Origin of the sequence: Frisingicoccus caecimuris (assembly GCF_004340975.1) — a bacterium.
GTDB classification, from domain to species: Bacteria; Bacillota; Clostridia; order Lachnospirales; family Lachnospiraceae; genus Frisingicoccus; species Frisingicoccus caecimuris.
Genome location: NZ_SLXA01000003.1, coordinates 1 through 23,972, shown reverse-complemented (window position 1 = coordinate 23,972; position 23,972 = coordinate 1). Strand labels below are relative to the sequence as shown.

Annotated in this window: 22 protein-coding genes and 1 pseudogene; 4 read left to right on the top strand and 19 right to left on the bottom strand. The window is 43.5% G+C overall.

What is annotated here, in order from left to right; all coding sequences use genetic code 11:
* Nucleotides 1-25: 25 nt before the first annotated feature.
* Nucleotides 26-646: a response regulator gene (locus EV212_RS04215; RefSeq protein WP_132089371.1), complete on the bottom strand. Its 621-nt coding sequence runs from the start codon at nt 644-646 to the stop codon at nt 26-28.
* Nucleotides 647-658: 12 nt separating this feature from the next.
* Nucleotides 659-1,744: a sensor histidine kinase gene (locus EV212_RS04210; RefSeq protein WP_132089368.1), complete on the bottom strand. Its 1,086-nt coding sequence runs from the start codon at nt 1,742-1,744 to the stop codon at nt 659-661.
* Between the two features lie 184 nt (nt 1,745-1,928).
* Between EV212_RS04210 and EV212_RS04205 the strand changes: the two genes are divergently transcribed.
* From EV212_RS04205 to EV212_RS04195, 3 genes are read left to right on the top strand one after another with little or no spacing between them, the layout of a single operon-like run.
* Nucleotides 1,929-2,858, top strand: coding sequence for an ABC transporter ATP-binding protein (locus tag EV212_RS04205; protein WP_132089366.1), 930 nt, complete (start codon nt 1,929-1,931; stop codon nt 2,856-2,858).
* 11 nt (nt 2,859-2,869) lie between these two features.
* On the top strand, nt 2,870-3,994 hold the full coding sequence (locus tag EV212_RS04200; RefSeq protein ID WP_132089363.1) for an ABC transporter permease: 1,125 nt from the start codon (nt 2,870-2,872) through the stop codon (nt 3,992-3,994).
* A complete protein-coding gene (locus EV212_RS04195) occupies nt 3,981-5,129 on the top strand; it encodes an ABC transporter permease (protein ID WP_132089360.1) in 1,149 nt (382 codons plus the stop codon). The genes EV212_RS04200 and EV212_RS04195 overlap by 14 nt, the downstream gene beginning before the upstream one ends.
* 63 nt (nt 5,130-5,192) lie before the next feature.
* Here the strand turns inward: EV212_RS04195 and EV212_RS04190 are convergent, their stop codons facing one another.
* From EV212_RS04190 to EV212_RS04145, 10 genes are all read right to left on the bottom strand, one after another.
* The gene (locus EV212_RS04190) at nt 5,193-6,209 is read right to left on the bottom strand and encodes a hypothetical protein (RefSeq protein ID WP_132089357.1); all 1,017 of its coding nucleotides are present in this window, start codon (nt 6,207-6,209) and stop codon (nt 5,193-5,195) included.
* A 314-nt stretch (nt 6,210-6,523) separates the two neighbouring features.
* Nucleotides 6,524-8,644: an RNA polymerase sigma factor gene (locus EV212_RS04185; protein WP_132089354.1), complete on the bottom strand. Its 2,121-nt coding sequence runs from the start codon at nt 8,642-8,644 to the stop codon at nt 6,524-6,526.
* A 400-nt stretch (nt 8,645-9,044) separates the two neighbouring features.
* The gene (locus EV212_RS04180) at nt 9,045-11,174 is read right to left on the bottom strand and encodes an SH3 domain-containing protein (protein WP_132089351.1); all 2,130 of its coding nucleotides are present in this window, start codon (nt 11,172-11,174) and stop codon (nt 9,045-9,047) included.
* Nucleotides 11,175-11,276: 102 nt separating this feature from the next.
* Nucleotides 11,277-11,786 carry a GNAT family N-acetyltransferase gene (locus EV212_RS04175; protein ID WP_132089348.1) on the bottom strand — a complete coding sequence of 170 codons (510 nt, stop codon included), beginning with the start codon at nt 11,784-11,786 and terminating at the stop codon, nt 11,277-11,279.
* 10 nt (nt 11,787-11,796) lie between these two features.
* Nucleotides 11,797-13,473 carry a 2-isopropylmalate synthase gene (gene leuA / locus EV212_RS04170; RefSeq protein WP_132089344.1) on the bottom strand — a complete coding sequence of 559 codons (1,677 nt, stop codon included), beginning with the start codon at nt 13,471-13,473 and terminating at the stop codon, nt 11,797-11,799.
* 86 nt (nt 13,474-13,559) lie between these two features.
* A complete protein-coding gene (locus EV212_RS04165) occupies nt 13,560-13,823 on the bottom strand; it encodes an HPr family phosphocarrier protein (protein ID WP_132089341.1) in 264 nt (87 codons plus the stop codon).
* 94 nt (nt 13,824-13,917) lie between these two features.
* Nucleotides 13,918-15,147, bottom strand: a complete 1,230-nt coding sequence (locus tag EV212_RS04160; RefSeq protein ID WP_165873293.1) for a CdaR family protein — start codon at nt 15,145-15,147, stop codon at nt 13,918-13,920.
* A complete protein-coding gene (gene cdaA / locus EV212_RS04155) occupies nt 15,125-16,006 on the bottom strand; it encodes a diadenylate cyclase CdaA (protein ID WP_207669061.1) in 882 nt (293 codons plus the stop codon). The genes EV212_RS04160 and cdaA overlap by 23 nt, the downstream gene beginning before the upstream one ends.
* 45 nt (nt 16,007-16,051) lie before the next feature.
* A complete protein-coding gene (locus EV212_RS04150; protein WP_132089336.1) occupies nt 16,052-17,185 on the bottom strand; it encodes a hypothetical protein in 1,134 nt (377 codons plus the stop codon).
* Complete coding sequence (locus EV212_RS04145; RefSeq protein ID WP_132089333.1) at nt 17,185-17,604, bottom strand: hypothetical protein; 420 nt, start codon at nt 17,602-17,604, stop codon at nt 17,185-17,187. The genes EV212_RS04150 and EV212_RS04145 overlap by 1 nt, the downstream gene beginning before the upstream one ends.
* Before the next feature lie 167 nt (nt 17,605-17,771).
* On the opposite strand from EV212_RS04145, the gene EV212_RS04140 reads away from it, so the two are divergent.
* Complete coding sequence (locus tag EV212_RS04140) at nt 17,772-19,193, top strand: amidophosphoribosyltransferase (RefSeq protein WP_132089330.1); 1,422 nt, start codon at nt 17,772-17,774, stop codon at nt 19,191-19,193.
* Between the two features lie 59 nt (nt 19,194-19,252).
* Here the strand turns inward: EV212_RS04140 and bsh are convergent, their stop codons facing one another.
* The 7 genes and pseudogenes from bsh to EV212_RS04105 all read right to left on the bottom strand — a co-directional run bounded on the left by bsh (nt 19,253) and on the right by EV212_RS04105 (nt 23,770).
* Nucleotides 19,253-20,227: a choloylglycine hydrolase gene (gene bsh, locus EV212_RS04135; RefSeq protein ID WP_132089327.1), complete on the bottom strand. Its 975-nt coding sequence runs from the start codon at nt 20,225-20,227 to the stop codon at nt 19,253-19,255.
* Nucleotides 20,205-20,402: a hypothetical protein gene (locus EV212_RS04130; RefSeq protein ID WP_132089324.1), complete on the bottom strand. Its 198-nt coding sequence runs from the start codon at nt 20,400-20,402 to the stop codon at nt 20,205-20,207. The genes bsh and EV212_RS04130 overlap by 23 nt, the downstream gene beginning before the upstream one ends.
* 21 nt (nt 20,403-20,423) lie before the next feature.
* Entirely contained in the window at nt 20,424-21,410 is a 987-nt protein-coding gene (locus EV212_RS04125) for a diaminopimelate dehydrogenase (protein ID WP_132089321.1), read from the bottom strand.
* 140 nt (nt 21,411-21,550) lie between these two features.
* Nucleotides 21,551-21,700 (bottom strand): annotated as a pseudogene (locus EV212_RS14015) (alpha/beta hydrolase fold domain-containing protein); the annotation flags it as partial.
* A gap of 210 nt (nt 21,701-21,910) precedes the next feature.
* Nucleotides 21,911-22,777, bottom strand: coding sequence for an EamA family transporter (locus tag EV212_RS04115; protein WP_132089318.1), 867 nt, complete (start codon nt 22,775-22,777; stop codon nt 21,911-21,913).
* A gap of 389 nt (nt 22,778-23,166) precedes the next feature.
* Nucleotides 23,167-23,529 (bottom strand): type II toxin-antitoxin system HicB family antitoxin, encoded by a 363-nt coding sequence (locus tag EV212_RS04110; protein ID WP_132089315.1) that lies wholly within the window; start codon nt 23,527-23,529, stop codon nt 23,167-23,169.
* The gene (locus EV212_RS04105) at nt 23,513-23,770 is read right to left on the bottom strand and encodes a type II toxin-antitoxin system HicA family toxin (RefSeq protein WP_132089312.1); all 258 of its coding nucleotides are present in this window, start codon (nt 23,768-23,770) and stop codon (nt 23,513-23,515) included. Before EV212_RS04105 ends, EV212_RS04110 begins: the two co-directional genes overlap by 17 nt.
* Nucleotides 23,771-23,972 lie beyond the last annotated feature (202 nt).

Sequence of the window (23,972 nt, the reverse complement as noted above, 5' to 3'; positions counted from 1 at the left end):
GAAAAATGTCTATTTTTGAAATAATCTACTTATGCTGATAATAGAAAACCGCCACCTGAGTCCGGTCCCGAAGATTTAATTTATCTAAAATCTGACTCAGATAATTACGCACAGTACCTTCGCTCAAAAACATTTTCGCCGCAATCTCTTTATTGCTCAGTCCCTCAGCGATCCATCGTATGATTTGCTGCTCCCGCTCGTTGATTTCATAAGCCGAATAATCCAAAGAAACTTTCTTTTGGAGCAAATCCGGGATTTTCGCAATGATTTCGTGTCCAAATACCGTCTGTCCCGAATCCACAGCCCGAAGTGCCGGAAGGATACTGGCATAATCCTGTTTTAAGAGATATCCCTTTGCTCCGAGCTTCAGCGCTTTAATAATATACTCATCGTCCAAAAATGTTGTCAGAAGCAAAATATTGGCTTCTGGAAATTCCTTCAGGATTTCTGCGGAAGCCTCCAGTCCATTCATATCTTTCATCCGTATATCCATTAAAAGAACATCCGGTCGGTATTGCCGGTACAGCGATACTGCTTCTCTTCCATCCGTCCCAATTGCCGCTATGTGGACATCCGCATTCACTTCCAATATCGTTTTCAACGCCTCCGATACAAGCCGGTCATCATCCACAATTACAATTTTCATCGCAAACTCTCCTTACAATTCCTTGGGAATGGTTACAAAAATCTTGAATCCCCGGTCGTTCATCGTTTGAAACGTACCGTTTAAGGTCCGAACTCTTTCCTGCATATTCACCAGTCCAATCCCCGAAGTTGTTGACTGGGAACTGGTCCTTCCTGATACCGTTCCGTTGTCTTCAATACAAAGCTGATAAAGTGCCGGATGTTCCCGCATCAAAAGAACCACCCGGCTTGCGTTACTATGCTTTATCACATTCGACAAGGCCTCTTTTGTAATACTGATAAAACAGTATTTAATTTCTTTCGGCAAGTCCTGTCCCATATCATAACACAACTCCACCGGACAAAATTTGAATTCCCTGACCAGATTTTGTACGCTCTCCTGAAGATTCACCGCTTCATCGTGCAGATCATGAACACTGTTTCGAATACTGTCCATGGCCCAATTCAGGGAATCGTCCAGATTTTCAATCAGCGGCTGCATCGTCGCTTCTTTATTGATTGTTTTCATCGCTCCGACCAGTAAAATGGAGCGTGAAAGGACATGGCCTACATTGTCATGAATCTCTCTGGCAATTCGATTACGCTCCCGCAGTGTTGCCGCATACAGCGCATAGTCCTGCTTTTCCAAAAGTGCTTTATTCTTCTCACTGAGCAAAAAATTCCGCTCTCTGCTGTCATCCTGACTACGTTTAAACCATGCTTCCATATATTCAAACTGTTCCGTCCGTTTTTCCAGTAAAACGGCCAGCAAGGCCCCAAATGTTACGAAACAGAAAAACGGAAGTATAAATTCGCTTACATGTATAAAATAATATATTTCCAGCAACATGGCCGTAACCACAAAAACATATTGGCGATCACGCAGAAAAATATACACGACTACCGGAATAAAATAAGGAAAATCCAACAAAGCTAACCCTGCTAACGTAAAAAGCAGCCCTGCTGCTGTTCGCACCTGTCTCTTTTCAATAAAATATCCGGCGCACATGAGTATGACCCCACATAAAAATCCAAACACAAATTGAAAATCAATATCCACATATAAAATAGAAAACATCCCGTATATCATTAATATTCCGGTATCCTGAAAATATCTCATAGTCCAATTTCCCCAAAGGGTTCTCTCCTTTTATATCGTTATTTTATTATATCTTAAATATACAGCGGGCGTAAAGGAAAAAACGTTAATTGTGACATTTGTCATGCCGATTCCATGACAACCGGCACTTCAGAATTTTGCATCAAAAACGTATAATAAAATCAGAAACAAAGGAGGGTTCGAAATGATTGAAATCAACAATCTGGTCAAACGCTATGGAAATCTGGTCGCTCTGGACCATTTAAATCTGAATATTCATGAAGGAGAAATCTTCGGCCTGCTCGGTCCGAACGGTTCGGGAAAAACAACAGCGATCAACTGTATGCTCGCTCTCTTAAAATACGATAAGGGAACGATCCGCATTATGGGAGAAGAAATGCGCCCGGACAATTATAAAATCAAACAACAGATTGGTATTGTTCTGCAAAATGTGGCTGTCTTTGATGAATTAACGGTTTACGAAAATATCGATTACTTTTGCGGACTCTACATTAAAGATAAGACAAAGCGCCGCCATCTGGTGGAAGAGGCCATCCAATTTGTCGGTCTGGAGGACTATGTCCGGGTTCGCCCCAAAAAACTTTCCGGTGGTCTCCTGCGCCGCTTAAATATCGCCTGTGGTATTGCCCACAAACCAAAACTAATCATTCTGGACGAACCGACCGTGGCCGTTGACCCGCAAAGTCGTAATAAAATTCTGGAAGGTATCCAGAAGCTGAACCGCCAGGGGTCCACAATCATCTACACCTCCCATTATATGGAAGAAGTAGAGCAGATCTGTACCCGCATTGCTATCATCGATCATGGCCGCAGTATTGCCGTCGGTACAAAGGAAGAGTTGAAAAATATGATCAAAACCGGTGAGACCATCACAATCGAAGCCATTGCTCTGGAACAAAAACATTTGAATGATATCCAGCAACTGCCCCATATATTTGAGCTGAGCTATCACGAACAGATACTGACGCTCCGATGCACCGGCGCCGAGCACAATCTCATACGGGTCCTGAATTACCTGCAGGAACAGCACATTCCATTTGGACGGGTATTTTCCGAGCTTCCGACACTAAATGATGTTTTTCTTGAAATCACAGGAAAACAACTGCGTGATTAGGAGGGATTCGATTGCTTCATTTAATCAAATACAATATCATTGTCAAACTGAAAAATTTTAATGTCATTTTCTGGCCCCTCTTCTTTCCGTTGATCTTGGGAACACTATTTTATTTTGCCTTTGGTCAAATGGAAGAAGCTGACTTTGAAACCATCCCGGTGGCTGTCGTCTCCCAAACGGATACGGATACGGTTTTTATTGAATTTCTAAAAGGTATTGAAAACAGTGAAAATGAACTGATCCATACTCAGGAAATGTCTGAAGATGATGCACGAAACGCACTGGAAAACCATAAAATATCCGGTATTTTCTATGCCGGCCAAACGCCCTCACTGACAGTCATCAAAAATGGTCTGGAAGAAAGTATTCTCCAGTCTCTCCTGGAAAGTTATCAAAACGGAAAGCAGACTTTAATGACTATTGCCTCAATTCACCCTGAAGGCATGGAACAGGCTGTTTTGCAAATGTCTGACTATAGTGATTTAGTTCAGCAGGTCTCCCTTGGCGGAAAAACAACCGACGGTAACGCCCAGTTTTTCTATGCACTTATTGCCATGGCCTGCCTGTACGGTGCTTTTATTGGCTTTGGCGCTGCTATTACGCTCCAGGCCAACCTGACCCCACTGGCCGCCAGACGCTGTGTGACACCTACACACAAATTGAAGCTGATTGTTTCGGAAATGCTTGCCTCTTTCCTTCTCCAATTTGTCAGCGTCCTCATTTTACTTATCTATCTGCGTTATGTGCTTCACCTGGATTTTGAAGGACAGTTTTCAAATATGCTGCTAATCAGCCTGATTGGAAGTATGATCGGCGTATCCATGGGCATTTTTATCGGAAGTCTCGGCCGCATGAGTGAAGGTGTAAAAATCGGAATTCTACTGGGCATATCGATGGTCTGCAGTTTTCTTGCGGGCCTGATGAATAATACCATGAAGAACATTGTCGAACAGCATGTACCGATCATTAATCGAATCAATCCGGCTGCTCTGATTTCTGATGCCTTTTACTGTATCAATGTCTATGATGATACGGCCCGATACACAAGAAACCTTATCACGCTTTCCATCATGTGCGCTGCTCTGATTATTGCTTCATTTTGTCTGGTCAGGAGGGAACGTTATGACAGTTTATAAAGGATATATGAAAATTTTAAAACAAAACAAAGGCCTCATTTTACTCTATCTGGTCATTTTTTTCAGTGTGACTATGATGTTCCAGGCTGTTGCCAAAAATGATATTCCCGGCAATTATCAGGCTGAAAGCGTGAAAATCGGTATTGTCGACAGCGACGGAGGCCCACTGGCCCGGGGATTAATATCCTATCTGGAACACTTTCACAAAGTCACCCTGTTAGCGGATGATACCGCCGCCATGCAGGAGAAGCTGTTCTACCGGGATATAGAGTATATTGTCCGCATTCCATCCGACTTCTTTGATACCTGCATGGCCGATGGGCAAAAACTTTCCGTGACAAAGGTTCCCGGAAGCTACACCTCCTTCTATGTAGACCAGCAAATCAACAGCTTTTTGAATAATGCCCGCACCTACTATGCCGCCGGTTTTTCCGAAGAAGAAGTCTCCGAGGCTTCCCAAATGCCTTCCACAGTCGAAGTCAATCTTCTGGACACCAACGGAACCGCAGGGGCAACACCAAACTTTGTCTATTACTTTCGATATATTCCGTATTTATTCCTGTCCGTCCTCTGCTATGTTATGGGCAATATTTTAGCTGCTTTCCGCAGGGGTGATCTTCCAAAACGTATGCAGGCATCCGCCGTCTCAATGCATCGTCAAAACACTGAAAGCCTGCTGGCCGCCGCCACCATCGCCATCGTCCTGTGGGCGATCACCATCATTGCGTCACTGTTTTTTTATCATGATACACTGATAAACCATGGAGGATTTATCTATTTCCTGCTCAATTCGTTCATGATGTTACTTGTTGCTCTGACGATTTCATATCTGGTCGGCCTGATCACGACCAACTCAAATATGCTATCCGGCATCGTCAACGTCATATCTCTGGGGATGTGCTTTCTCTGTGGCACCTTTGTACCTCTGGAATATATGAATTCCGGCGTCAAAACCGCCGCACAATTCCTTCCTGTTTATTGGTACGAAAAAACCAATGACCTGCTTGCCCAGTTTGGCAGTATTACCGGAGATGTCCGTATTGAAGTCCTTCAGGGGCTGGGTATCCAATTGGTTTTTGCTGTGGCCTTTGTCTGCATCGCCATGGCTATCTCCAAACGAAAACGCACAATATAATATTAAGGAAAGCATCCTGCTCTTAAAACAAGGATGCTTTCTTCCTAATACACTGAAATTTCTTTATATTTCTCTTTCCAGTAGTTCCTCCAACGGCCATATTTTCCCGTCCAGATATGTATTCAGGCTGTGAAGTGCACCCCATAGCCATGATTCTTCTTCATATCCAAAACCATCGGGAAATTGCTCCTTTAGACAAACGGTCGTTTCATCGCCTGCCACAAAAAGGTATTCCGAATTCTGACAGATAAGTTCTTGAAGTTTTTTCTTTGCTTCTGCCCAGATACGATTCGCCTGGATTTCAGAACACAAAATCCGCAGGTACAGCATATTTCGATTGATGATAAAAACTTCTTCATTTACTCCACAGCAATTGATCTCCCCCCCGTGATTGTTGCTCCAGGAATTCATATAGGCAGAACACAGTTCCCCGAATTTTTCATTTTTCTCCCTCGAAAAAGTATAATCGCCACCACCTCTGTCTTCAAAACCAACTGCCTCTAACATCGCCTTTAAAAATGTTTCATCTGTACTCAGCCGCTTTGCCAGTACCTTTACATTCCATCGATTCCGGCTCACAAGAAACTGATAAAATTCTCTGACTTTTGGTTTCGACTCTTTCTTTTTCCCGAAAGAGCAATAAAGCCATTTTAAAACGGAATAAACGGTCATTCCTCTTCCAATTTGGTCGACAACCAAACCCGCAATTTCAGCAAAAGAAACCCATTCCTGATACAATCTCAGCAGCATTTCGCCGGCACTGCCGACATTATCCACCTCCACCTCAATCATATCCTGCTCTGTAAGACCGTGAGTATCAAGAAATTCCTGAATCGACAAGTCACTGTAAGGTACATTCCATACATACACATCGTCTCTCAATATATATGGAAACATCCGCCCCAGACTCGTTAATTCGGTTCTGCCGTAATACCGGTCAAAAGAAAAATATTTTCCATCCGGGTACGCTTTTTTACAGACTTCCCATAAATTTTCCTGCAATGATTCTACTGGTACAATAACAGCTTCTCCTACCTTATTTGTTAATGGATACCTCAAAAATAAAATTATCTTCTTCATATTCTCTCTGTTTTCCTCCGTTCTTAATGGATCTATATAGAATAACAAGTAAAAACGCATAAGAATAATTTTAAAAATATTTATTTTTTTCTCATGGAGTTCATTGGATTTTTATAAAAATACCACAATTTCATCACAACTATGCTTTATCATATAAAACATACAAGCGATAAAGCTTTTTACATAAATTCATAACATTTTTCTTCTCTTTTAAGTCGAAGCCAACAGCTTCGGCTTTTTTATGGCCTCTAGTCATTTCTCTGGCAGATGCCCTGTATCTGTTATTTCACAAAATCAAACACCGCTCCTTTTATCTATTCTAATTCTGCCAGTCCATCCATGCCGTATGCGCTCATCCATCCGGCACAAGAATTCGAATTGATAAACTGTGCCCCTGCGTCATCTCCCAGAGTGTAGGTAAGTTCCGGAGCGCTTCCCATAGTAAGAGTATCTCCTGCGATGGTCAGACGGTAAATCCTGATTTCGCCGGTACCCCGGCTCATATCCATTGTATACAATCCATTTCCATCTGCCGGGAGATAGATTGCCAGAGATACCATATCCCCATCGATTGCTTTTAATGTATACCCGGATGAATCCTGAACAACGGTAAACACCCGGATATCATACGCATCAAACACATCCTCTGTGAACAGTGCACCTACAATCAGTTCTTTGATTCCATCTCCGTTCATATCCCATAAGAAATATTGAAAATCCGAACTTCCGCCTGCGTTTGGAAGTTCATAACCGGCTTCATTATTTTGAACAGATGTCAGGACGCCTTCATAAATGGTACGAACAGAAGCCGTGCTTCCATTTTTCACTGCCGCTTGACTTTCCGTGTTATCCATTTGAGCACTTCCGGCTGTTCCTTCAGCCGGCACGAAGCCTTCTACAATCGCAATGATCTGGAACTTATCATTCGCGTTCTTTTTCAGCGTAGCTGTCTTGTCTGTCATCGTCAGACCGTTCTCATAAGAATTTTTCTCGTAGGAAAAATGAACAGTCATGGTATCCTCTATATAAGACGCATCAACAATTGAAGCCTTTGCCTCAAAGCTCAGCTCTGCCGGCATAATCCATATGGTATCTCCGTTCACATCGTTTCCGTATGGCGTATCGCTGTCATTATCCTCGGTAAAACGGTATTCCGTAAATGAAGAAAGATAGCGGTTAATATCCTCTACCGCATAACCATGACGATAATTAGCGTCCTGCCCCATAAATGTGATAAATTGGCCGGCTGGCTCTGACGCTTGGCACCAGCAATTCAAGAACATCAGGTAATCTCCTTCTGAAAGTCCCTGCTCCGTCAGTGTCTCCGGTCCGTAAGCAAAAACAAACTCCAATTCTTCTTTTGTAAGACTTCCCTCTATCAAATCCGGGTAATCAGTATCCGTAACCGGGATGGACTGCGGCTCTGCCTCGGTCTCAACTTCGGTTTCTGTCTGCTGCATCTGCTCCTGCTGTGTCTGTCCGGTCTCTGTTCCTGTATCATGTCCCATGGTTTGCGTGACTCCATAGATGGTGCCTCCCGCAATACAAACACTTAAAACTGCAACAACTGCCTTTCCGGCCACCGCATGTAAGAATCCTGCTTTTGCGGCGGCCGCCTTTCCGGCGCCGGTGCCTGCCTGCACCGCCTCAGATGCCGCCTGGGAAGTTCCGGATGCCATCTGGGAAGTTCCGGACGTTCCCTGGGAAACTCCTGGTACCGGATGTAAGGACGGAATCCGTGCAAATATATAATCTGCAATACATCGCCCCACAATCTGAATACTGCCCTCGGCGAGCATTGTATCCCGGTCGGTACGAAGTAAGAACAATAACAACGGAAGCGGCGCGATACTGTAGAGCTTGTATCCCTTTTTCTGCAGTTCCTCTGCCTTTATCTTCAGGTTCTTTCGCCCATAATTCAACCGGGACTTGACCGTATTCTCGGAACAGTCCAGCGTCTGCGCAATCTCTTTGATAGAAATTCCTTCGATATGGAACATCAGGATACACATTCTCTGCTCATCAGACAAGGCATCTATGAGTTCCCGTACCAGTTCCCTGGTTTCTTCCCTTGTATAAGAAAGCTCCGGCTGACCGGTAACATCATCATCTTCTACCCGGTCCACAAAATCTTCAATCTCTGTCTCTGCAGCAACATCCGTAAACAAAAGCGGATTATTCTTTGCCAAAGCATTCTTCGCCGTATTTGCCACAATTTGCCCAAGCCATGCCGAAAAATGTTCCGGCTGTTCTAACATATCCAGTTTTGAGAAGGCCTTTAAATAAGCATCCTGCAACACATCTTCAGCAGCCTCCCTGTTTTTCATATACTGGAGCGCCAGATAATACTTGCTCCTGTAGGTACTCTCATAGAGATATCCAAATCCTCTTTCATCACCAATCCGCGCCAAACGGACAGCTTCTGTGTAATTCATAACATTTCACCCTTTACTTTTTCTTTCTGATTTTTTTAAATAATGTCTCTTTGTTCTTTCTATCTACCGGATATTCTTCCATATCCCTTCGCAGCAACGCCAGAAACCATGCCATAAAACTCCTTCGCATGCCTTTCACCACCTTTCAATGTCTGGACAAGGTCTCATTATAAGAAGATAAATCCACTAAAATCTCCATCTTCTATCTTCTGTTCTTATGGCTTAGACAGGCAAACCAATCAAAAAGTTTTACGATTTCTTAAAAAACTGTAAAACATTAAAAAATGGTTCTAAATAAAAGAGACCCTCAAGGGCCAGTCCATCACAACATAGCCACTGTTTTAGAACCAAAAAAAGAGAAATTCCTAAAACACAAGGAATTTCTCTTTCTAAATTCACACTACTGAATCGAAATAAATTCTGCCATGATATAACCGCTTGTTCCGGCGAAAGCTACTTTGTACCAAATGACACCACTGGCATCCCGTTCAGCCCCTTCAATAAGAACGGACACGCCGGATTTAAGGGTATTCATGACCTCCTGATCCGAACCAGCGCCTACGCGGACATTGACAAGTGCTGCGTTAACCACACCTTCTTTGCCCTCGATACCTTCCATTGGATAATTACCGCCGCCGTTATTGTTGTTGTTATTACCACCAACGGTAATATAATCAGAATGCATATAACCTGAGCCACCGTCATACTCGATCTTATACCAGGTTGCTCCGCTACCGTCCTTTTCTTCACCAACAATGGTAATGGCTGTGCCGGAGGAAAGGTTGCCGACAATGCTGTTGCCTGTACCGGCGCCGCTGCGGACGTTGACAGAACTTGCATTGACAGTTCCCGATTTCTTTTCGTAACCGCTGTTATTATTATTGTTGTTATTGCCGCCGTTCACCGTAATATAATCAGAGTGCATATAGCCCGAACCACCCGCATAATTAATCTTATACCAGGTTGCTCCGCTGCCGTCTTTTTCTTCGCCGACAATCGTTACGGCTGTGCCGTTGCTCAAACTGGTCACCCGGCTGTTATCTGTTCCTGCACCTGTACGGACGTTGACATAATCACCATTTACCGTACCTGTCCGAGGCTCTGTGGTCGTACCGCCGTTATTGTTATTATTATTGTTATTATCGCCGCTGATGGTTACATAATCAGAATGCATATAACCTTCACCGCCGTTATACTTAACCTTATACCAGGTTGTTCCGCTGCCGTCCTTTTCTTCACCAACAACAGTCAATGGCGTATTCAGAGCCAGTGTTGCAACAACTCCGTTATTTGTACCGGCACCGCTGCGGACATTGACAGAACTTGCGTTGACTTTAGCTGCTTTTTCCGGATAATCGGTCGTATTGTTATTGTTATTCGATTGATCCAGAGTCACATAATCGGAATGCATATAACCTACCGTTCCATTATATTTAATCTTGTACCATTTTGCTCCGGAACCATCGGTTTCTTCGCCCAGTACAGTAATCTCTTCATTCTGAGAAGCCACTGCAACTACAGAATAGTTTGTACCGGCGCCGCTGCGAATATTGACATAGCTGGCATTCACCTTGGCCGGTTTTTCTTCCGACGGTGTATTGGTATTATTACCTGTAATCTCAATATATGCTCCAAAGACATAACCGGTCAGACCATTGATTGCTATACGGTACCAGAGATTTCCTGAACTGTCATTTCCTCTACCGGTAATCGTCACGCTTTCATTATTCTGAAGCGTGATCCGGTTTCCGACACTATCTGTCAGATATCCCTTATCGGTACCAACGCCCTGACGTACATTCAAATAGGATGCTCCTACGTTTACCTTACCTGTGGCGTTGTAAGTTTCCATCGTTGGATTATTGGACGGAACGTCTATACTGCCATTGCCGCCGCCATTAGCTGAGAATAGGGCGATACGGGTAATGCCTTCATCCGAATAGTTTCCAAATAATTTCGTATAGGAATAACCCGGGTCAAAAATATTAACATTACTGTTCCCGTCTACAGAATCTACAGCAACCCAATGTTCACCGTGTCCAACGGAAACAACAATATAATATCCCCTGTCAAGATAGCTCTTTATCTGAGCCACTTTATCGTAACGGCTTCCTGAAAGAGCTACTTTCCAACTGGCCAATGAAAACCCTTCGACGGCACCGTCTACTTTAGCCCAGTAAAGTTCGCCATTGGATGTGAAACCTCCGTTGTTACTTAAATATGTACATAATTTCCCCGGATCCACGCCATTTTCATCGGCACAGCCAGAATGCACCATCAATGTGGCGATAGCCGTTATAAGGCATCCATAGCCAGCCATCGTATCTGAACTGGAACCCAAACGCTGACTGCCCCATCGGCTGTCATACTGTTTCCAGGACCGGTACTCGCCGGTAGCGGCCTGGAGAGTTGCCCGCTCCTCCACAGCTTCAATGGAGACTGTAGGCCCGTTATATTCACTGGCGAAAACGCCCATCGGCGCTGCCGCTAATGACAATGAAGTCATAAAAAGGATAAGCTTCTTGTTCATAACATGTCCCTTTCAAAATCTTAATTATAAAATATCTTCTATATTCTAACATACTTCGCACAAAATTTGAAGTGTTTTTGTAATATTTTATTAACTTTTTATTCACAAGTCGTAAACATATAGGCGGATATCCGGTTCTTTATCCAATCTTTGCGTCGATAAATGAAAGCCCATCTGTTCTGCGAAATGCCTGGAAGGCCGATTTTCAGTATGAATACGCAGGATAACTCTCGGCGCTTCCAACTCTTCCGACGCATATCCCAGAATAGCTTTGACAGCTTCTTTGGCATAGCCCATCCTCTGATACCTGCCAGAGATCATGTATCCCAACTCATATTCACCCTGATTTCCAATAAATTCAACCTGCAGACCACAGCGTCCAATGAGACGGCCATTTTCCTTCAGGCAGACCGCCCAGAGACCAAAGCCGTAAAATCCATAAATATAATGAATATAGCTTTTCAGTTTTTCCAGTTCTTCTTCCCGGTTTTCCGATAAAGGTTCCAGAAATTGTGTATCACTTTCTTCATATAAACAGTAAAGTCCCGCCAAATCCTCCGGGACAAATTCCCGGAGAATTAAACGAGACGTTTCAATCATGATATTCTTCATATGACATATCCTAAGCTTCCGGATAGAACAACCGGTTCAGAGCACTGAAGATTGCGCGGAAGGAAGAACGGTTAATATTGGAACTGATACCCACACCATAAGCGGAAGCCCCTGTATCCGAATTAACAAGCTCGATGTAACTGGCCGCCTGAGAATCGGAACCAAGTGTCAACGCATGTTCGTGATACATGGTCAGTTTTGTATGGAAACCAGACTGCCGACAGAGACCATGTTTTACCGCATCGATTGGTCCATTGCCGAAGCCTTCGATAACTCTTTCTTCGCCGTGATCTGTATATGTGAGAATAACTTTTGTATCGTATTTGCCCTGATCATCACTGATATCTTCAATTCGCGCTTTGCGGAAGTGGAGCGGTTCTTTTGCGTCAATATACATATTTCGGAAAGTATCCATAATCTGTTCCGGTGATACTTCGCCCTGGGTCTCGGACATGGCCTGAATCTTGTCGGCCAGTTCTTTGTGCATCTCCTTTGGAAGCTTGAAGCCATAATACTGTTCCAGGACAAAGGCTACACCGCCCTTGCCGGACTGGCTGTTGATACGCACCAGCGGCTCGTATTCACGACCCACATCCGATGGATCAATCGGCAGATACGGAACTTCCCATATCGCAGAATTCCTTTCATGAAGCGCCTGCATACCTTTGCTGATCGCATCCTGATGGGAACCGGAAAAGGCCGTAAATACCAGTTTGCCCGCATATGGATGTCTCGGTGGAACCCCCATCTTTGTACAGCGTTCTGTCACTTCGATAATTTCATTCACATTTTCTATATTCAGTTCTGGGTTAATACCCTGGGAGAACATGTTGTAGGCAACATTTAAAATATCTACATTTCCGGTACGTTCTCCGTTTCCAAACAACGTACCTTCTACTCGTTCAGCTCCGGCAAGTAGTGCCAGTTCTGTTGCCGCAACACCGCAGCCCCGATCATTATGCGGATGAATGCTCAGAATAATCTTTTCTCGTTCAGTAAAGTGGCTACTCATCCATTCAATCTGGTCAGCATAAACATTCGGCGTATTCATCTCCACCGTCGCCGGAAGATTGAAGATGATCGGACGTTCAACCGTCGGCTGCCATACTTCTTTGACTGCCTCGCACACTTCCAGCGCAAAATCCATCTCTGTTCCTGTAAAACTTTCTGGAGAATATTCCAGCCAGAGATTACCGTCAAAATTCTTGGCGCCTTCCTTGACCATTCGGGTTCCCTCAATGGCAATCTGCTTAATCTCTTCCCGGTTCATGTGGAATACCACATCTCTCTGAAGTGTGGATGTGGAATTATAAATATGGAAGACGACGTTCTTGATACCCTTAATAGCTTCAAAGGATTTATCAATCAGATGCTGACGGCACTGACACAAAATCTGCACACGTACATCATCAGGAATCATCTTGCGGTCTACCAATGTCCGCAGAAAATCATATTCCAACTGGGATGCGGAAGGAAAACCAATCTCAATTTCCTTGAATCCCAACTTTACGAGCAAGTTAAAGAATTCCAGCTTTTCTTCAACCACCATAGGTTCGATCAACGCCTGATTACCATCCCGCAGATCCACGCTGCACCAGATTGGAGCTTTCTGAATCTCTTTATTCGGCCACTGACGTTCTTTATAATCTAATACGGGTACGTGTTTATACTTTTGATAATTTAACATTCTTTCTTCCTCCTAAATAAAAAATAATAAAGAGTATTGCAGAAGCAATACTCTTTAAACACACTTAGATATATTCATGATCAACACTACTCGCCCAGGCCGGTTTCGATGACTCCCCGCATAGCTTCCAAAGCCAATTCCTCGTCCTCGCCGTCGCAGCATAGCTCGATGATATCTCCACATTTGACACAAGCTCCGAGAACACTCAATACGCTCTTTGCATTAGCTGTACTTCCCTTAGCTCCAAATGTTATCCGTGATTTAAATCTCATCGCTTCTTTGCAGAAAATTCCGGCTGGTCGTAGGTGTAGCCCTGAAGGATTTGTGATTTTAATTTTATCGCTTACCATATACAATCTCTCCCTGCAATTTATACCCGGTCTTTCGTCAAAATTCCGAACATCTAAAATGTTACCACTTTTTAAGCGTCATGGCAACTATTTTTTACTTAGAATCTATTTTTATTTTTACCGGGACTTCTGCTGCCAGCGATATCTCCTGACTTGTCGTCATCTGAAGATTGACCGTATGCGTTCCCGGCTCCAGTCCCGTAACATCCAGACTGAATTTCATTTTTGAACGTTCTGCCGTCTCAATGTCCGCATCCAACCCATATAGTGTATAGGAAATAGATGTATCGCCAATGATTGAATAATTATAGTTATCGTCTTTTCCCGTCAATTCAACCGAATCAAATGCAACAGTTCCGCCGACTCGATTATAAGGCTCCACCTTCACAGCCAGTTTCGCCGTTTTATCCGTATCCGGACGAGCCAACGCGGCCCCCAGTCCTTTGACAATGGATTCCAAATCTACTTCCGCTTCCTGATTCTCTGAAATATCTTCCGCCGAATAATCATCCAATACAATCTCATCAATGGCATCCAGTACCTCCGGACTTCCGGCAATATCCACCTCTGACGGAGTATAATCCGAGGATTCGATGCCATAGCCCTCAGCCGGACTGACATCAATATTCCACCTTACCGGTACGGTTTTCGTGTCCAGCAGACTTACATTCACTTTTAAACTATCTTCACTGAAAGTAATATCCGTACTGTCAATCTTATTGCCATTGGAATCATAAAGTACCGGTTCCACCACAAAGGAGCAGTCCTCCGAAATCCCAGACACATTGACCACCGCATAAACACTGGAAATCCGGTCAATCGTCGTCTTTGCACCTTCGATACGAATCATATTTGGTTCCACGGAGATGCTTCCCAAAGCCTTACCGGTAATGACCGTTCCTTCGGCCTTAGTCGACACCATCTTATCCACAGTCGCCAGATCTTCGATGCTGACCCGCATCATCGTATTGGCTCCCCTCTCAATCGTCACCTGATTGGCATTACGTAACACTGTGATCTCTATCGGCACAGCGCCGGTAAAAGAAAGGTTGGCAAAATCCGCCACAGCTTCAAAATCCTTCGCTGTCAGGTCTTTTAAAATTGACTGTCGGGCACGGACAGTGATCGTCACCGTATTGCCTTCAATAACTTCATAGGTTTTATCATTTTCACGAATTAATTCTTCGTTGATCTTTGTAACGGGAAGCTCCAGAGGTTTGGTCTGCTCCGGGTCCTCCATCGTCACGACAACAAGCCAGAAGACAATCGCCAATAATAAGGATATTATTTTCATGCCTAAATTATCCGTTAGCTTTTTTTTCATTTTTAATGATTCTCCTCCATCGGCTGCGCTTCGGTGCATCCTGATTTTTCATCAGCGTACTGAGCTGTTCGCGAAGCTCCTCCTGACTTAAGCCTCTGAAAAGCATACCATCATGCGCAACGGAAATCATTCCTGTCTCTTCCGATACAATCAGCGTAATGCTGTCCGACACCTCACTGATTCCCACTCCGGCCCGGTGACGGGTTCCCAATTCTTTACTGAGAAGCATATTATCTGATAAAGGCAGATAACAGGTTGCAGCCACAATACGGTTATTGCGTATAAACACAGCGCCGTCATGCAGCGGCGTATTATGTTCAAAAATGTTAATTAAGAGCTGACTGCTCACCAGCGAATCCAGAAAAATACCTGTACGCTCATATTCACTAAGCTGAACATCCTGCTCAATAACGATCAAAGCGCCTGTGCGAACCTTCGACATCTCCATACAGGCCTTTATAATTTCTGATTTTGTCTTTTCAACGGTCTTTACCGTCTGCTCATCAGCCGCCCCACTGCCGCTCAGATTAAAAAAGGAGGACAGAATATTTTTTCGTCCAAGCTGTTCCAAAGCCCGACGGAGTTCCGGCTGAAACAAGACAAAAATAGAAATGATCGCTACACTGATCAAATTCTGGAACAACCACAGGATCGTATCCATCTGAAATACATAGGCAAACAGCATAAAAGCACAGATAACTAAAATTCCCTTTAGCAGAGTCCAGGCCCGTGTATCCCGAATCCAGATTAAAATATAGTAGATCAATACACTGATAATGAGTATTTCCAATACATTATTCAATCGTATCGCAGGTATAAATGATACCATACGACTCACCCAATCTGCAATCGCTCCCATGCCGCACCTCCTTTACAGTAACAATCTGTCCCCGACGGACATATCTTATTTCTGGTCTAATTCATCAAAATCAAAGCCATCAAAAGACAGTTCATCAAAGTCATTGACCGGTTTCTGTACCGATACAGTTTTTTCCGGTTTCAAATCCTCATAGATCTGTGTTTTCTGTTCTTTTGTTCTTCCTGAACCTTCTGCCGCAACCATCATTTCTTCCTCATGCCCGGAACCTTTTTTAGTTTTTTTCGCTTTTTTAGACTTCTTTCCATAGGTTTTTACAGTCCGTTCTGCCTGTGTGATCTGAATCTTCGGAACCGCTTTAACATAGTAGTAATAATCATCATCTTCAAATTGAAGAGATTCTTTCCGGGCATAGTCCAGTGTACATCCCATGAACTGGGCTGCTGCCGCCAGAAGCCCACCGATGACTGAGCCGATAATCACCATAACGACACTCATCCCTTCAATACCGGAAGCCTGCATTGCCAGACCAATGACATTCACCAGAGTACCCACACCGATGGCAATATACCAGGAATAGTCAACAGCCAAACGTGAAATTCCATAAACAATGAGAATAACTAAAGTGAATACCACAATATATGCAACCATCTCTCTGTCTGCGAACAATTTATCAAAAATGTACTGATAGCTTGTCATGATCTCTTTAACATCCGTTCCCGGATCTCCCAGGCTGGCTGCTTCCTGCAGATAACCAATGACCTTCATAAATATGACACCAAAGGCGATCGGCAGTGCCGCAAAGGGATTAAAGGCCATCGCACCAACCAGCGGAATCATGTAATGCAGATTAAACTGGGCCAGTACCGGATAAAGAACGATAAGAATTCCCTGGTCCGGAGCAAATTTTAAATAGATAAAATAGAATAGTAAAAATACAACAAGGGCAACAGCCGACAGCACCATCGACAATTTAAACAGATGGAGCAATACGACCAGCGCAAAAATCAGCACAAATATAGCTACCGGGACAACCGCACAAATAACAGACAAAAACAGCATCGGAACTATCCCTGTCAATGCCTCAAAATATCCCAGATCATTATTAATGTAATTGAAAGCCAGTATCGCCAGAATAAATTTTCCAACAATCTGAATCGGGTATTCAAAATTTTTATAAAAACCTACAACTTTTTCTTTTAATACTAACAAATTTGTCATTATTTATTGTCCTCCGTCAAATTCTTTTTATCGCTTCCTTCATTAATCTCATCCAGGCTCTGCAGGTCTTTATAATACCATCGCACCCGCTTCTGGGTATCCGCATATTTCCATCCGTAAAACAGAATACTGATCACAGCAAATATAATCAGAACAATGACGTAATATTTCAATATGCTCTTTCCAAAGGCCAGAAAGTCCATTCCGACAATATTTTCCATGTAATATTCCGCTTTCAGCACCAGATAGAGTCCCAGGCACATCACGAAACCTATGGTCACTCCAATCAATGTTTTTAATGTATTCAGCCGGACATAATCCCCCTGAAAATACCGGTTGATTGCCAGATCATCTTTGCCCTGCCCCTTTTCATACATGGCACAGCGGCTCATAATTTGAATTTTATCTTTATTGAGCATATGAACACCTCACATTTTCTGTTTTTCCGCCCTTCATCCCTCTCTAAGCATAAAACGGCATTATTGAAATATTATAGCACAAAAAAAAATAAAAGTCACCCCATTGTATAAAACAGGATTTTCATATACAATAAAATACGACTTAATTTTTAAAGGAGGAACAAACCATGGGTGGTTTTTTTGGCGTCACTTCAAAGCAGGATTGTGTGCTTGACGTTTTTTTTGGAGTTGACTATCACTCACATCTGGGGACCCGGCGAGGCGGTATGATCATTTATGATACAGAGCAGGGGTTTCAGCGCCAGATTCACAACATCGAAAATACCCCTTTTCGTACAAAATTTGAAAAAGATCTGTACGACTTTCACGGCTGCTCCGGCATCGGCTGCATCAGCGATTCCGATCCCCAGCCGCTTTTAGTGCGTTCCCATCTGGGATTGTACGCGATCACAATGGTCGGTATCATTAATAATGCGGATGAACTTATCAAACAGTATTTCTCTGACCATGGTCACCAATTTATGGCCATGAGCTCAGGTAAAGTCAATTCCACTGAATTAATTGCGGCGCTCATCAACCAGAAAGAAGACCTGGTCTCCGGCATTCGTCATGCCCAGGAGCTGATCGACGGTTCTGCAACCATTCTGATTCTGACCAAAGACGGCATTATCGCTGCCAGAGATAAGCTTGGTCGCCTGCCGGTTCTGATCGGAAGGAGCGACAACGGACACTGCGTTTCTTTTGAGTCCTTCGCTTATACGAAACTTGGATATGAAAGCGTCTATGAACTCGGGCCTCAGGAAATTGTATTTATGGATTCCGATCATTATGAAACTCTGGCACCTGCGGGAAAAGATATGAAAATCTGTGCCTTCCTCTGGAGCTACTATGGATATCCGAATTCCAACTATGAAGGTGTCAATGTTGAAATCATGCGTTATCGCAACGGCGAGATCATGGCCCGTGATGAGATGGAAGCCGGAACCCTCCCGGATGTGGATTACGTGGCCGGTGTTCCTGACTCAGGGATTCCTCATGCCATTGGCTACTCCATGCAGAGTGGAAAAACCTTTGCACGCCCATTTGTAAAATATACGCCGACCTGGCCCCGTTCTTTCATGCCGGCCAATCAGGATATCCGTAATCAAGTTGCCAAGATGAAACAGATTCCGGTTCAGGAATTGATTGAAGGTAAAAAATTGCTCTTTGTTGACGACTCTATTGTCCGTGGCACCCAGTTACGGGAAACCGTTGAATTCCTTTATGATTCCCATGCCACAGAAGTACATATTCGCTCCGCCTGTCCACCGATCATGTACAGCTGCAAATATTTGAACTTCTCCAGTAATGGTTCCGATATGGATTTGATCGCACGACGGACAATTCAGGAGTTGGAAGGCGATGAGGGGCAGAAACATCTGGAGGAATATGCCAATTCGTCAACTGAAAGGGGCAAGTGTCTGCTTAGCTCTATCTGTGAAAAAATGGGCTTTGATTCTCTTGGATATCAGTCCCTCGATGGACTTCTGGAAGCCATCGGTATTGACCGTGAAAAAATCTGTACCTATTGTTGGGACGGAAAGAAATAATAAATTTTAAAAAAAGACAGACCATCCGCTCACTCCTGTGGACCAATGGTCTGCCTTTTTTAGTTTTGCATGTAAATCTGCTGATTTTGAATCAAGGGATAGCAGATCAACTGTCTGCCATCCAGATTTTCCCTGTACATATCTACACCGCTGATCTGGCTGTTTTCATAAGTTGTATAATAATAAATTCCCTTGTCCGTGTTACAGCAGGAAGAATATACCGTTATCTCGTACAGTTGATTTTCTAACCGTACGCAGCCACGCTGCTGGTCCACTGAACCAAGGATGTGGAAGAATTGGCTGATACTCTCCGACTCCGAATCCCCCGAAACCGAATTCAGCCGGGTAAACGCAGCTTTGACAAATCGGGAGGCTGAGGATAAATCTCCAGGCAGGCCCAGACCTCCCATGCCTTTACTGCAGGCTTTCAGGTCGAGTTCTTCTGAAAATCGGTTTTTCGCCTGTCCGGCCGATACATTCATGTAATTGCTCAGATGAAACATCTGAAAGTCGAAAGGCGGATTATTTGTCAAAATTCCTATCGGATTATCATAGATTTTAAGACCGTCGCCGACAGCCTCCAAAACGATGCTTTCTTCTCTGTCAGAAACCATCCAATGAAGCGGCATCGCTGGAAGTTCCCTGCTGAAATTTTCATTCCAGATATTTATATGTTCCAGTAAAACTCTGACTTCACTGATATTCCTGCACTGTCCCAAAATCCAGGGAATCAATTCAAAAGTGGTCACATTATTCATTTCCCGGACTTCTGGCTTATAATGTGCATTCCCCGGAAAATATAATCCTGCCATGCTCAGTCCTTTTTCATTGGTTGCATCATAATACAGGGGATAATCTTCAACCACGTAGGCCATACCAACCATAGCATAATGCTGCATCAGGTCATTCACCTTCCGAAAATGAAAGGGATAATTTCTCGGTGAGACCGTAACCGTCTCATCATAAGAATATTCTAAATCCAAGTTTCTCCCAAAATAATGATCCTTTGTTTTATACGTTGCCGCCGTACACATGTTTCACATCTCCTCCTGACATCTTGTTCTTCGCTTCTTCCCGGCCGAACCAAAGAACGGTCATACAATTAATTATATTATATCCAAAAAACAGCGCTGCAACCGTCTCAGAATGTTTATTTCTCCATATTCTCTGAATCAGTGTCAATTTTTGCCGTTCCCATCTTATCTTCAAGAAATTCCGGCAAATTTCTACTTACAGCATGGAAGCCCGAAGTTCTTCACCGCTTTTTGCACTTAAATAAGCCGGTGCAATATCAAATACGGTCTTGCAGCCTGTCTGTCCTTCTGAAGCCAGCCGATAAGCTGCCCGGGCATAAGCCACAATGACACTGGCTGTAAATTCCGGATTAGAATCCAGTTTTAAACTATATTCGATCAGATGGCTGTTTTCTTTCTCCCATCCGGTCACACCGCTCCGCAGCACAAAGCCTCCATGCGGAATACGGCTATGGTTTCTCTTCAATTCTTCTTCACTGATAAAATGAACGGTTGTATCATAATCAGAAAAATAGTTCGGCATATTTTTAATCTCTGCTTCAACCTTTGCAGCATCGGCACCTTCCTCTAATACAACAAAGCATTCCCGCGTATGTTTCTGACGCGTTGTCAGTTCCGGATTTTCACCTGCACGCACAGCCTTCAGAGCACTTTCCACAGGAATGGTATACTGTTTCGCATCCTTGACCCCCGCAATCCGGCGAATCGCATCGGAATGTCCCTGACTGACGCCCCGGCCCCAGAAGGTATAATCTTTTCCTTCCGGTAAAATGGCATTCGCATACATACGATTTAATGAAAACATCCCCGGATCCCATCCAACAGAAATAATGGCAACGTTGCCTCCTTCTTTTGCTGAAGCATCAACATTGGCAAAATGTTCCGGAATTCTGGCGTGGGTATCAAAACTGTCGACCACATTAAACAGTCTGGCATATTCCGGTGTCTGCATCGGCAAATCTGTGGCACTTCCGCCGCAGAGAATCACCACATCCAGCTTATCCTTCCACGCCGCCGCTTCTTCCAAGCGGCATACAACTGTGCCTTCTGTTAATATCTTTACCTGTTCCGGGTTCCTTCTTGTAAATACGACCTTTAATTCCATATCCGGGTTCTGGCAAATGGCACATTCTACGCCCCGGCCCAGATTACCGTAACCTATAATACCAACTCTTATACTCATTGTCTCTCTCCTATTTGATTCCAGATTTATTGTAATTTATTATAAGCGCACTTTTTTCTTTATGCAAGGTATTTCATTTTTCTTTGTCTATTATTGCAATCCCCAATGACATACAAAACAGATATCCGGACGTTTTTTATCATGATCACAAAATCATGAATAGTTCCCTGTACGCACAAAGCGGTTACTTCCACACCGGCACATCGAAGCTTTTCCCCAAAAGCTTCTCCTTCACTACGCAAAACATCCGTCTGACCATTGATGATCATAGTCTGAGGCAGACCTTTTAAACAATCATGTTAGAACTGGTTATTATTATAATATGCAGCATTCCCGCCCTTGTATATCCAGACTTCTCCAGATTCCTCTTCACGATCAACCCAAACATCTAATTATAAAAAACCTCCTGTTTGTTTTCTGGGGGGGGTATTTTAACACCCCACCTTAAACAAACAAGAGGTAAATTTCTCAATAATTTCGAAACTCTCAGTCTTTCTGCTTTAAACGACTGCCAGTAACACCGTTCCCACTGTAATCAGTATCACTCCAGCGGTCGACTTTTTCGTCAATTTTTCATGAAATACAATCCACGAAAAAGCAATGGTAACCAGCATACTCAATTTATCAATGGGAACGACCACACTTGCCGGACCGTCTTGCAGCGCCCGGTAATAGCACAACCATGATGCCCCCGTTGCCAGTCCGGATAAACAGATAAAAATCAGTTCTTTTTTCTCTATCCTCCGGACTTCCCCCTGTTTCCCGGTAAGAAACACCATCAGCCAGGCCATAACAAGTACCACGGTTGTACGGATTGCTGTCCCAAGATTTGAGTCAATTCCCGCAATACCAATCTTTCCCAAAATAGCAGTCAAACTTGCAAATACCGCAGACAGAACCGCATAAATCATCCATCCGCTGCTTTGTTTTTGTACATTCGTTTCCTTATCCTTTTTATCAATCATAAGCAACGTGCCGCCACCGATCAGCAAGACGGACAGTATTTTTACTCCTGAAATCCCTTCCTGAAGAAATATAAGCGCCAACAGAATTGTCAACACCGTGCTGGACTTATCAATGGGCACAACTTTGTTAATATCCCCTTTTTGCAGAGCATGAAAATAACACAGCCAGGATGCCCCTGTCGCCAATCCCGACAACACGAGAAACAGGAAGGTCCTGCTGTCAATCTGTCTGATTCCTTCCCCGGTTCCCGTAACCAACACCATCAACCATGAAAACAGCAGTACAATCACTGTCCGTATCGCTGTCGCCACATTAGAATCTGTTTTCCTAATCCCACACTTTGCAAGGATTGCTGTAATTCCCGCAAAAAAAGAAGACCCCACCGCATAAAGTATCCACATCGTTCTTTTCCTTTCTCTTTTCCATAAATCCCCATACATTATGCCTCTTCATTTTCCCATATCGGTCACAATATTTTCTGCCACTGGAGAGGATGCAAGTAACATCCCTATTATACCGCAGCCTGATATAAGTGCAATACCTCCCTTGTGTTCATGCATCTATGATACGATTCATATTTAAACAAAATATATCCAAAAGCCTGAACATTTTCTAAGCAAATTCTTTATTTTTGTTTTACATACAAAGAGCCCGAAAATCCGCATAAATGCTGGATTCCCGAGCTCCATTTTTTTATTCAAACTCGCTCCCGAAACCTATGTTTTAAACAATTTTGTATAGGTAATTTGGCAAGAGGTATTTATATTGTATGGATTATACACAGCTATCATTATTTTGAGAATAATGCATCATTTCTGGAAAGAAGATAAACACAGTATTGATTCATACTGATTCCTTCTCTCTGAGAATGTTCTGCCAGTGACCTGTGCAAACTGCGAGGAATTCTCAACTTAAACTGCCCCGAATAATCTTCCAGACTATCCGGCTCATGAATCTCCACACCATCTTCCAATGCTGCTTCTATCCACGCTTTTTTCGCATCCAGCGCATTTGCCACTGCGCTTTCCACAGTCTCACCACAAGTAATACAACCAGGCAAATCCGGATATGAAACCACAAATCCGCCTTCCTCTTTATCTTCTACAATTTCCATACGATAAGACATTTCCATATAATCATTCAGCGTCTTCATTATTTTTCGCCTCACCTTCTACAATCCGCCTTACCATTTCTACATATACTTTTTTGATTGGTTCATGCTTCGGTATCGTAATTGGCATACAGCCCTGTTTTCTGAATGTATAATGACTGCTTCCACTTCTTGGGGCATTCATTTCATATCCGTAGCTTTCCAATACCTTCCGTAATTCATCAAACCGGAGGTCTTTCGATAAATTGCATATACGCATTATTAGTTTATCCCATTTTGACATTTTCGATGCCTCCTGATTACATTATATGTGGTATCATATATGGCGTCAATCTTTTTCTCTATAAAAACAGCGGAAGCTTTAGTTCAATTATTGCCACCTCTTTTCGGGTAAACGCTCAATAGCGAGTACCTCCCAAAATTAAGAGCCGCCTCACGGCAGCCCTGGTTATCAGTTTTTTCGAATCCCGTCCGGTAGATTTGGT

Bases quoted from the DNA above. Each gene is read 5' to 3' on its own strand.
- EV212_RS04215 (WP_132089371.1), bottom strand. From the start codon at position 646: ATGAAAATTGTAATTGTGGATGATGACCGGCTTGTATCGGAGGCGTTG.
- EV212_RS04210 (WP_132089368.1), bottom strand. From the start codon at position 1,744: ATGAGATATTTTCAGGATACCGGAATATTAATGATATACGGGATGTTT.
- EV212_RS04205 (WP_132089366.1), top strand. From the start codon at position 1,929: ATGATTGAAATCAACAATCTGGTCAAACGCTATGGAAATCTGGTCGCT.
- EV212_RS04195 (WP_132089360.1), top strand. From the start codon at position 3,981: ATGACAGTTTATAAAGGATATATGAAAATTTTAAAACAAAACAAAGGC.
- EV212_RS04190 (WP_132089357.1), bottom strand. From the start codon at position 6,209: ATGAAGAAGATAATTTTATTTTTGAGGTATCCATTAACAAATAAGGTA.
- EV212_RS04185 (WP_132089354.1), bottom strand. From the start codon at position 8,644: ATGAATTACACAGAAGCTGTCCGTTTGGCGCGGATTGGTGATGAAAGA.
- EV212_RS04180 (WP_132089351.1), bottom strand. From the start codon at position 11,174: ATGAACAAGAAGCTTATCCTTTTTATGACTTCATTGTCATTAGCGGCA.
- EV212_RS04175 (WP_132089348.1), bottom strand. From the start codon at position 11,786: ATGAAGAATATCATGATTGAAACGTCTCGTTTAATTCTCCGGGAATTT.
- leuA (WP_132089344.1), bottom strand. From the start codon at position 13,473: ATGTTAAATTATCAAAAGTATAAACACGTACCCGTATTAGATTATAAA.
- EV212_RS04165 (WP_132089341.1), bottom strand. From the start codon at position 13,823: ATGGTAAGCGATAAAATTAAAATCACAAATCCTTCAGGGCTACACCTA.
- EV212_RS04160 (WP_165873293.1), bottom strand. From the start codon at position 15,147: ATGAAAAAAAAGCTAACGGATAATTTAGGCATGAAAATAATATCCTTA.
- cdaA (WP_207669061.1), bottom strand. From the start codon at position 16,006: ATGGGAGCGATTGCAGATTGGGTGAGTCGTATGGTATCATTTATACCT.
- EV212_RS04150 (WP_132089336.1), bottom strand. From the start codon at position 17,185: ATGACAAATTTGTTAGTATTAAAAGAAAAAGTTGTAGGTTTTTATAAA.
- EV212_RS04145 (WP_132089333.1), bottom strand. From the start codon at position 17,604: ATGCTCAATAAAGATAAAATTCAAATTATGAGCCGCTGTGCCATGTAT.
- EV212_RS04140 (WP_132089330.1), top strand. From the start codon at position 17,772: ATGGGTGGTTTTTTTGGCGTCACTTCAAAGCAGGATTGTGTGCTTGAC.
- bsh (WP_132089327.1), bottom strand. From the start codon at position 20,227: ATGTGTACGGCGGCAACGTATAAAACAAAGGATCATTATTTTGGGAGA.
- EV212_RS04125 (WP_132089321.1), bottom strand. From the start codon at position 21,410: ATGAGTATAAGAGTTGGTATTATAGGTTACGGTAATCTGGGCCGGGGC.
- EV212_RS04115 (WP_132089318.1), bottom strand. From the start codon at position 22,777: ATGTGGATACTTTATGCGGTGGGGTCTTCTTTTTTTGCGGGAATTACA.
- EV212_RS04110 (WP_132089315.1), bottom strand. From the start codon at position 23,529: ATGAAGACGCTGAATGATTATATGGAAATGTCTTATCGTATGGAAATT.
- EV212_RS04105 (WP_132089312.1), bottom strand. From the start codon at position 23,770: ATGTCAAAATGGGATAAACTAATAATGCGTATATGCAATTTATCGAAA.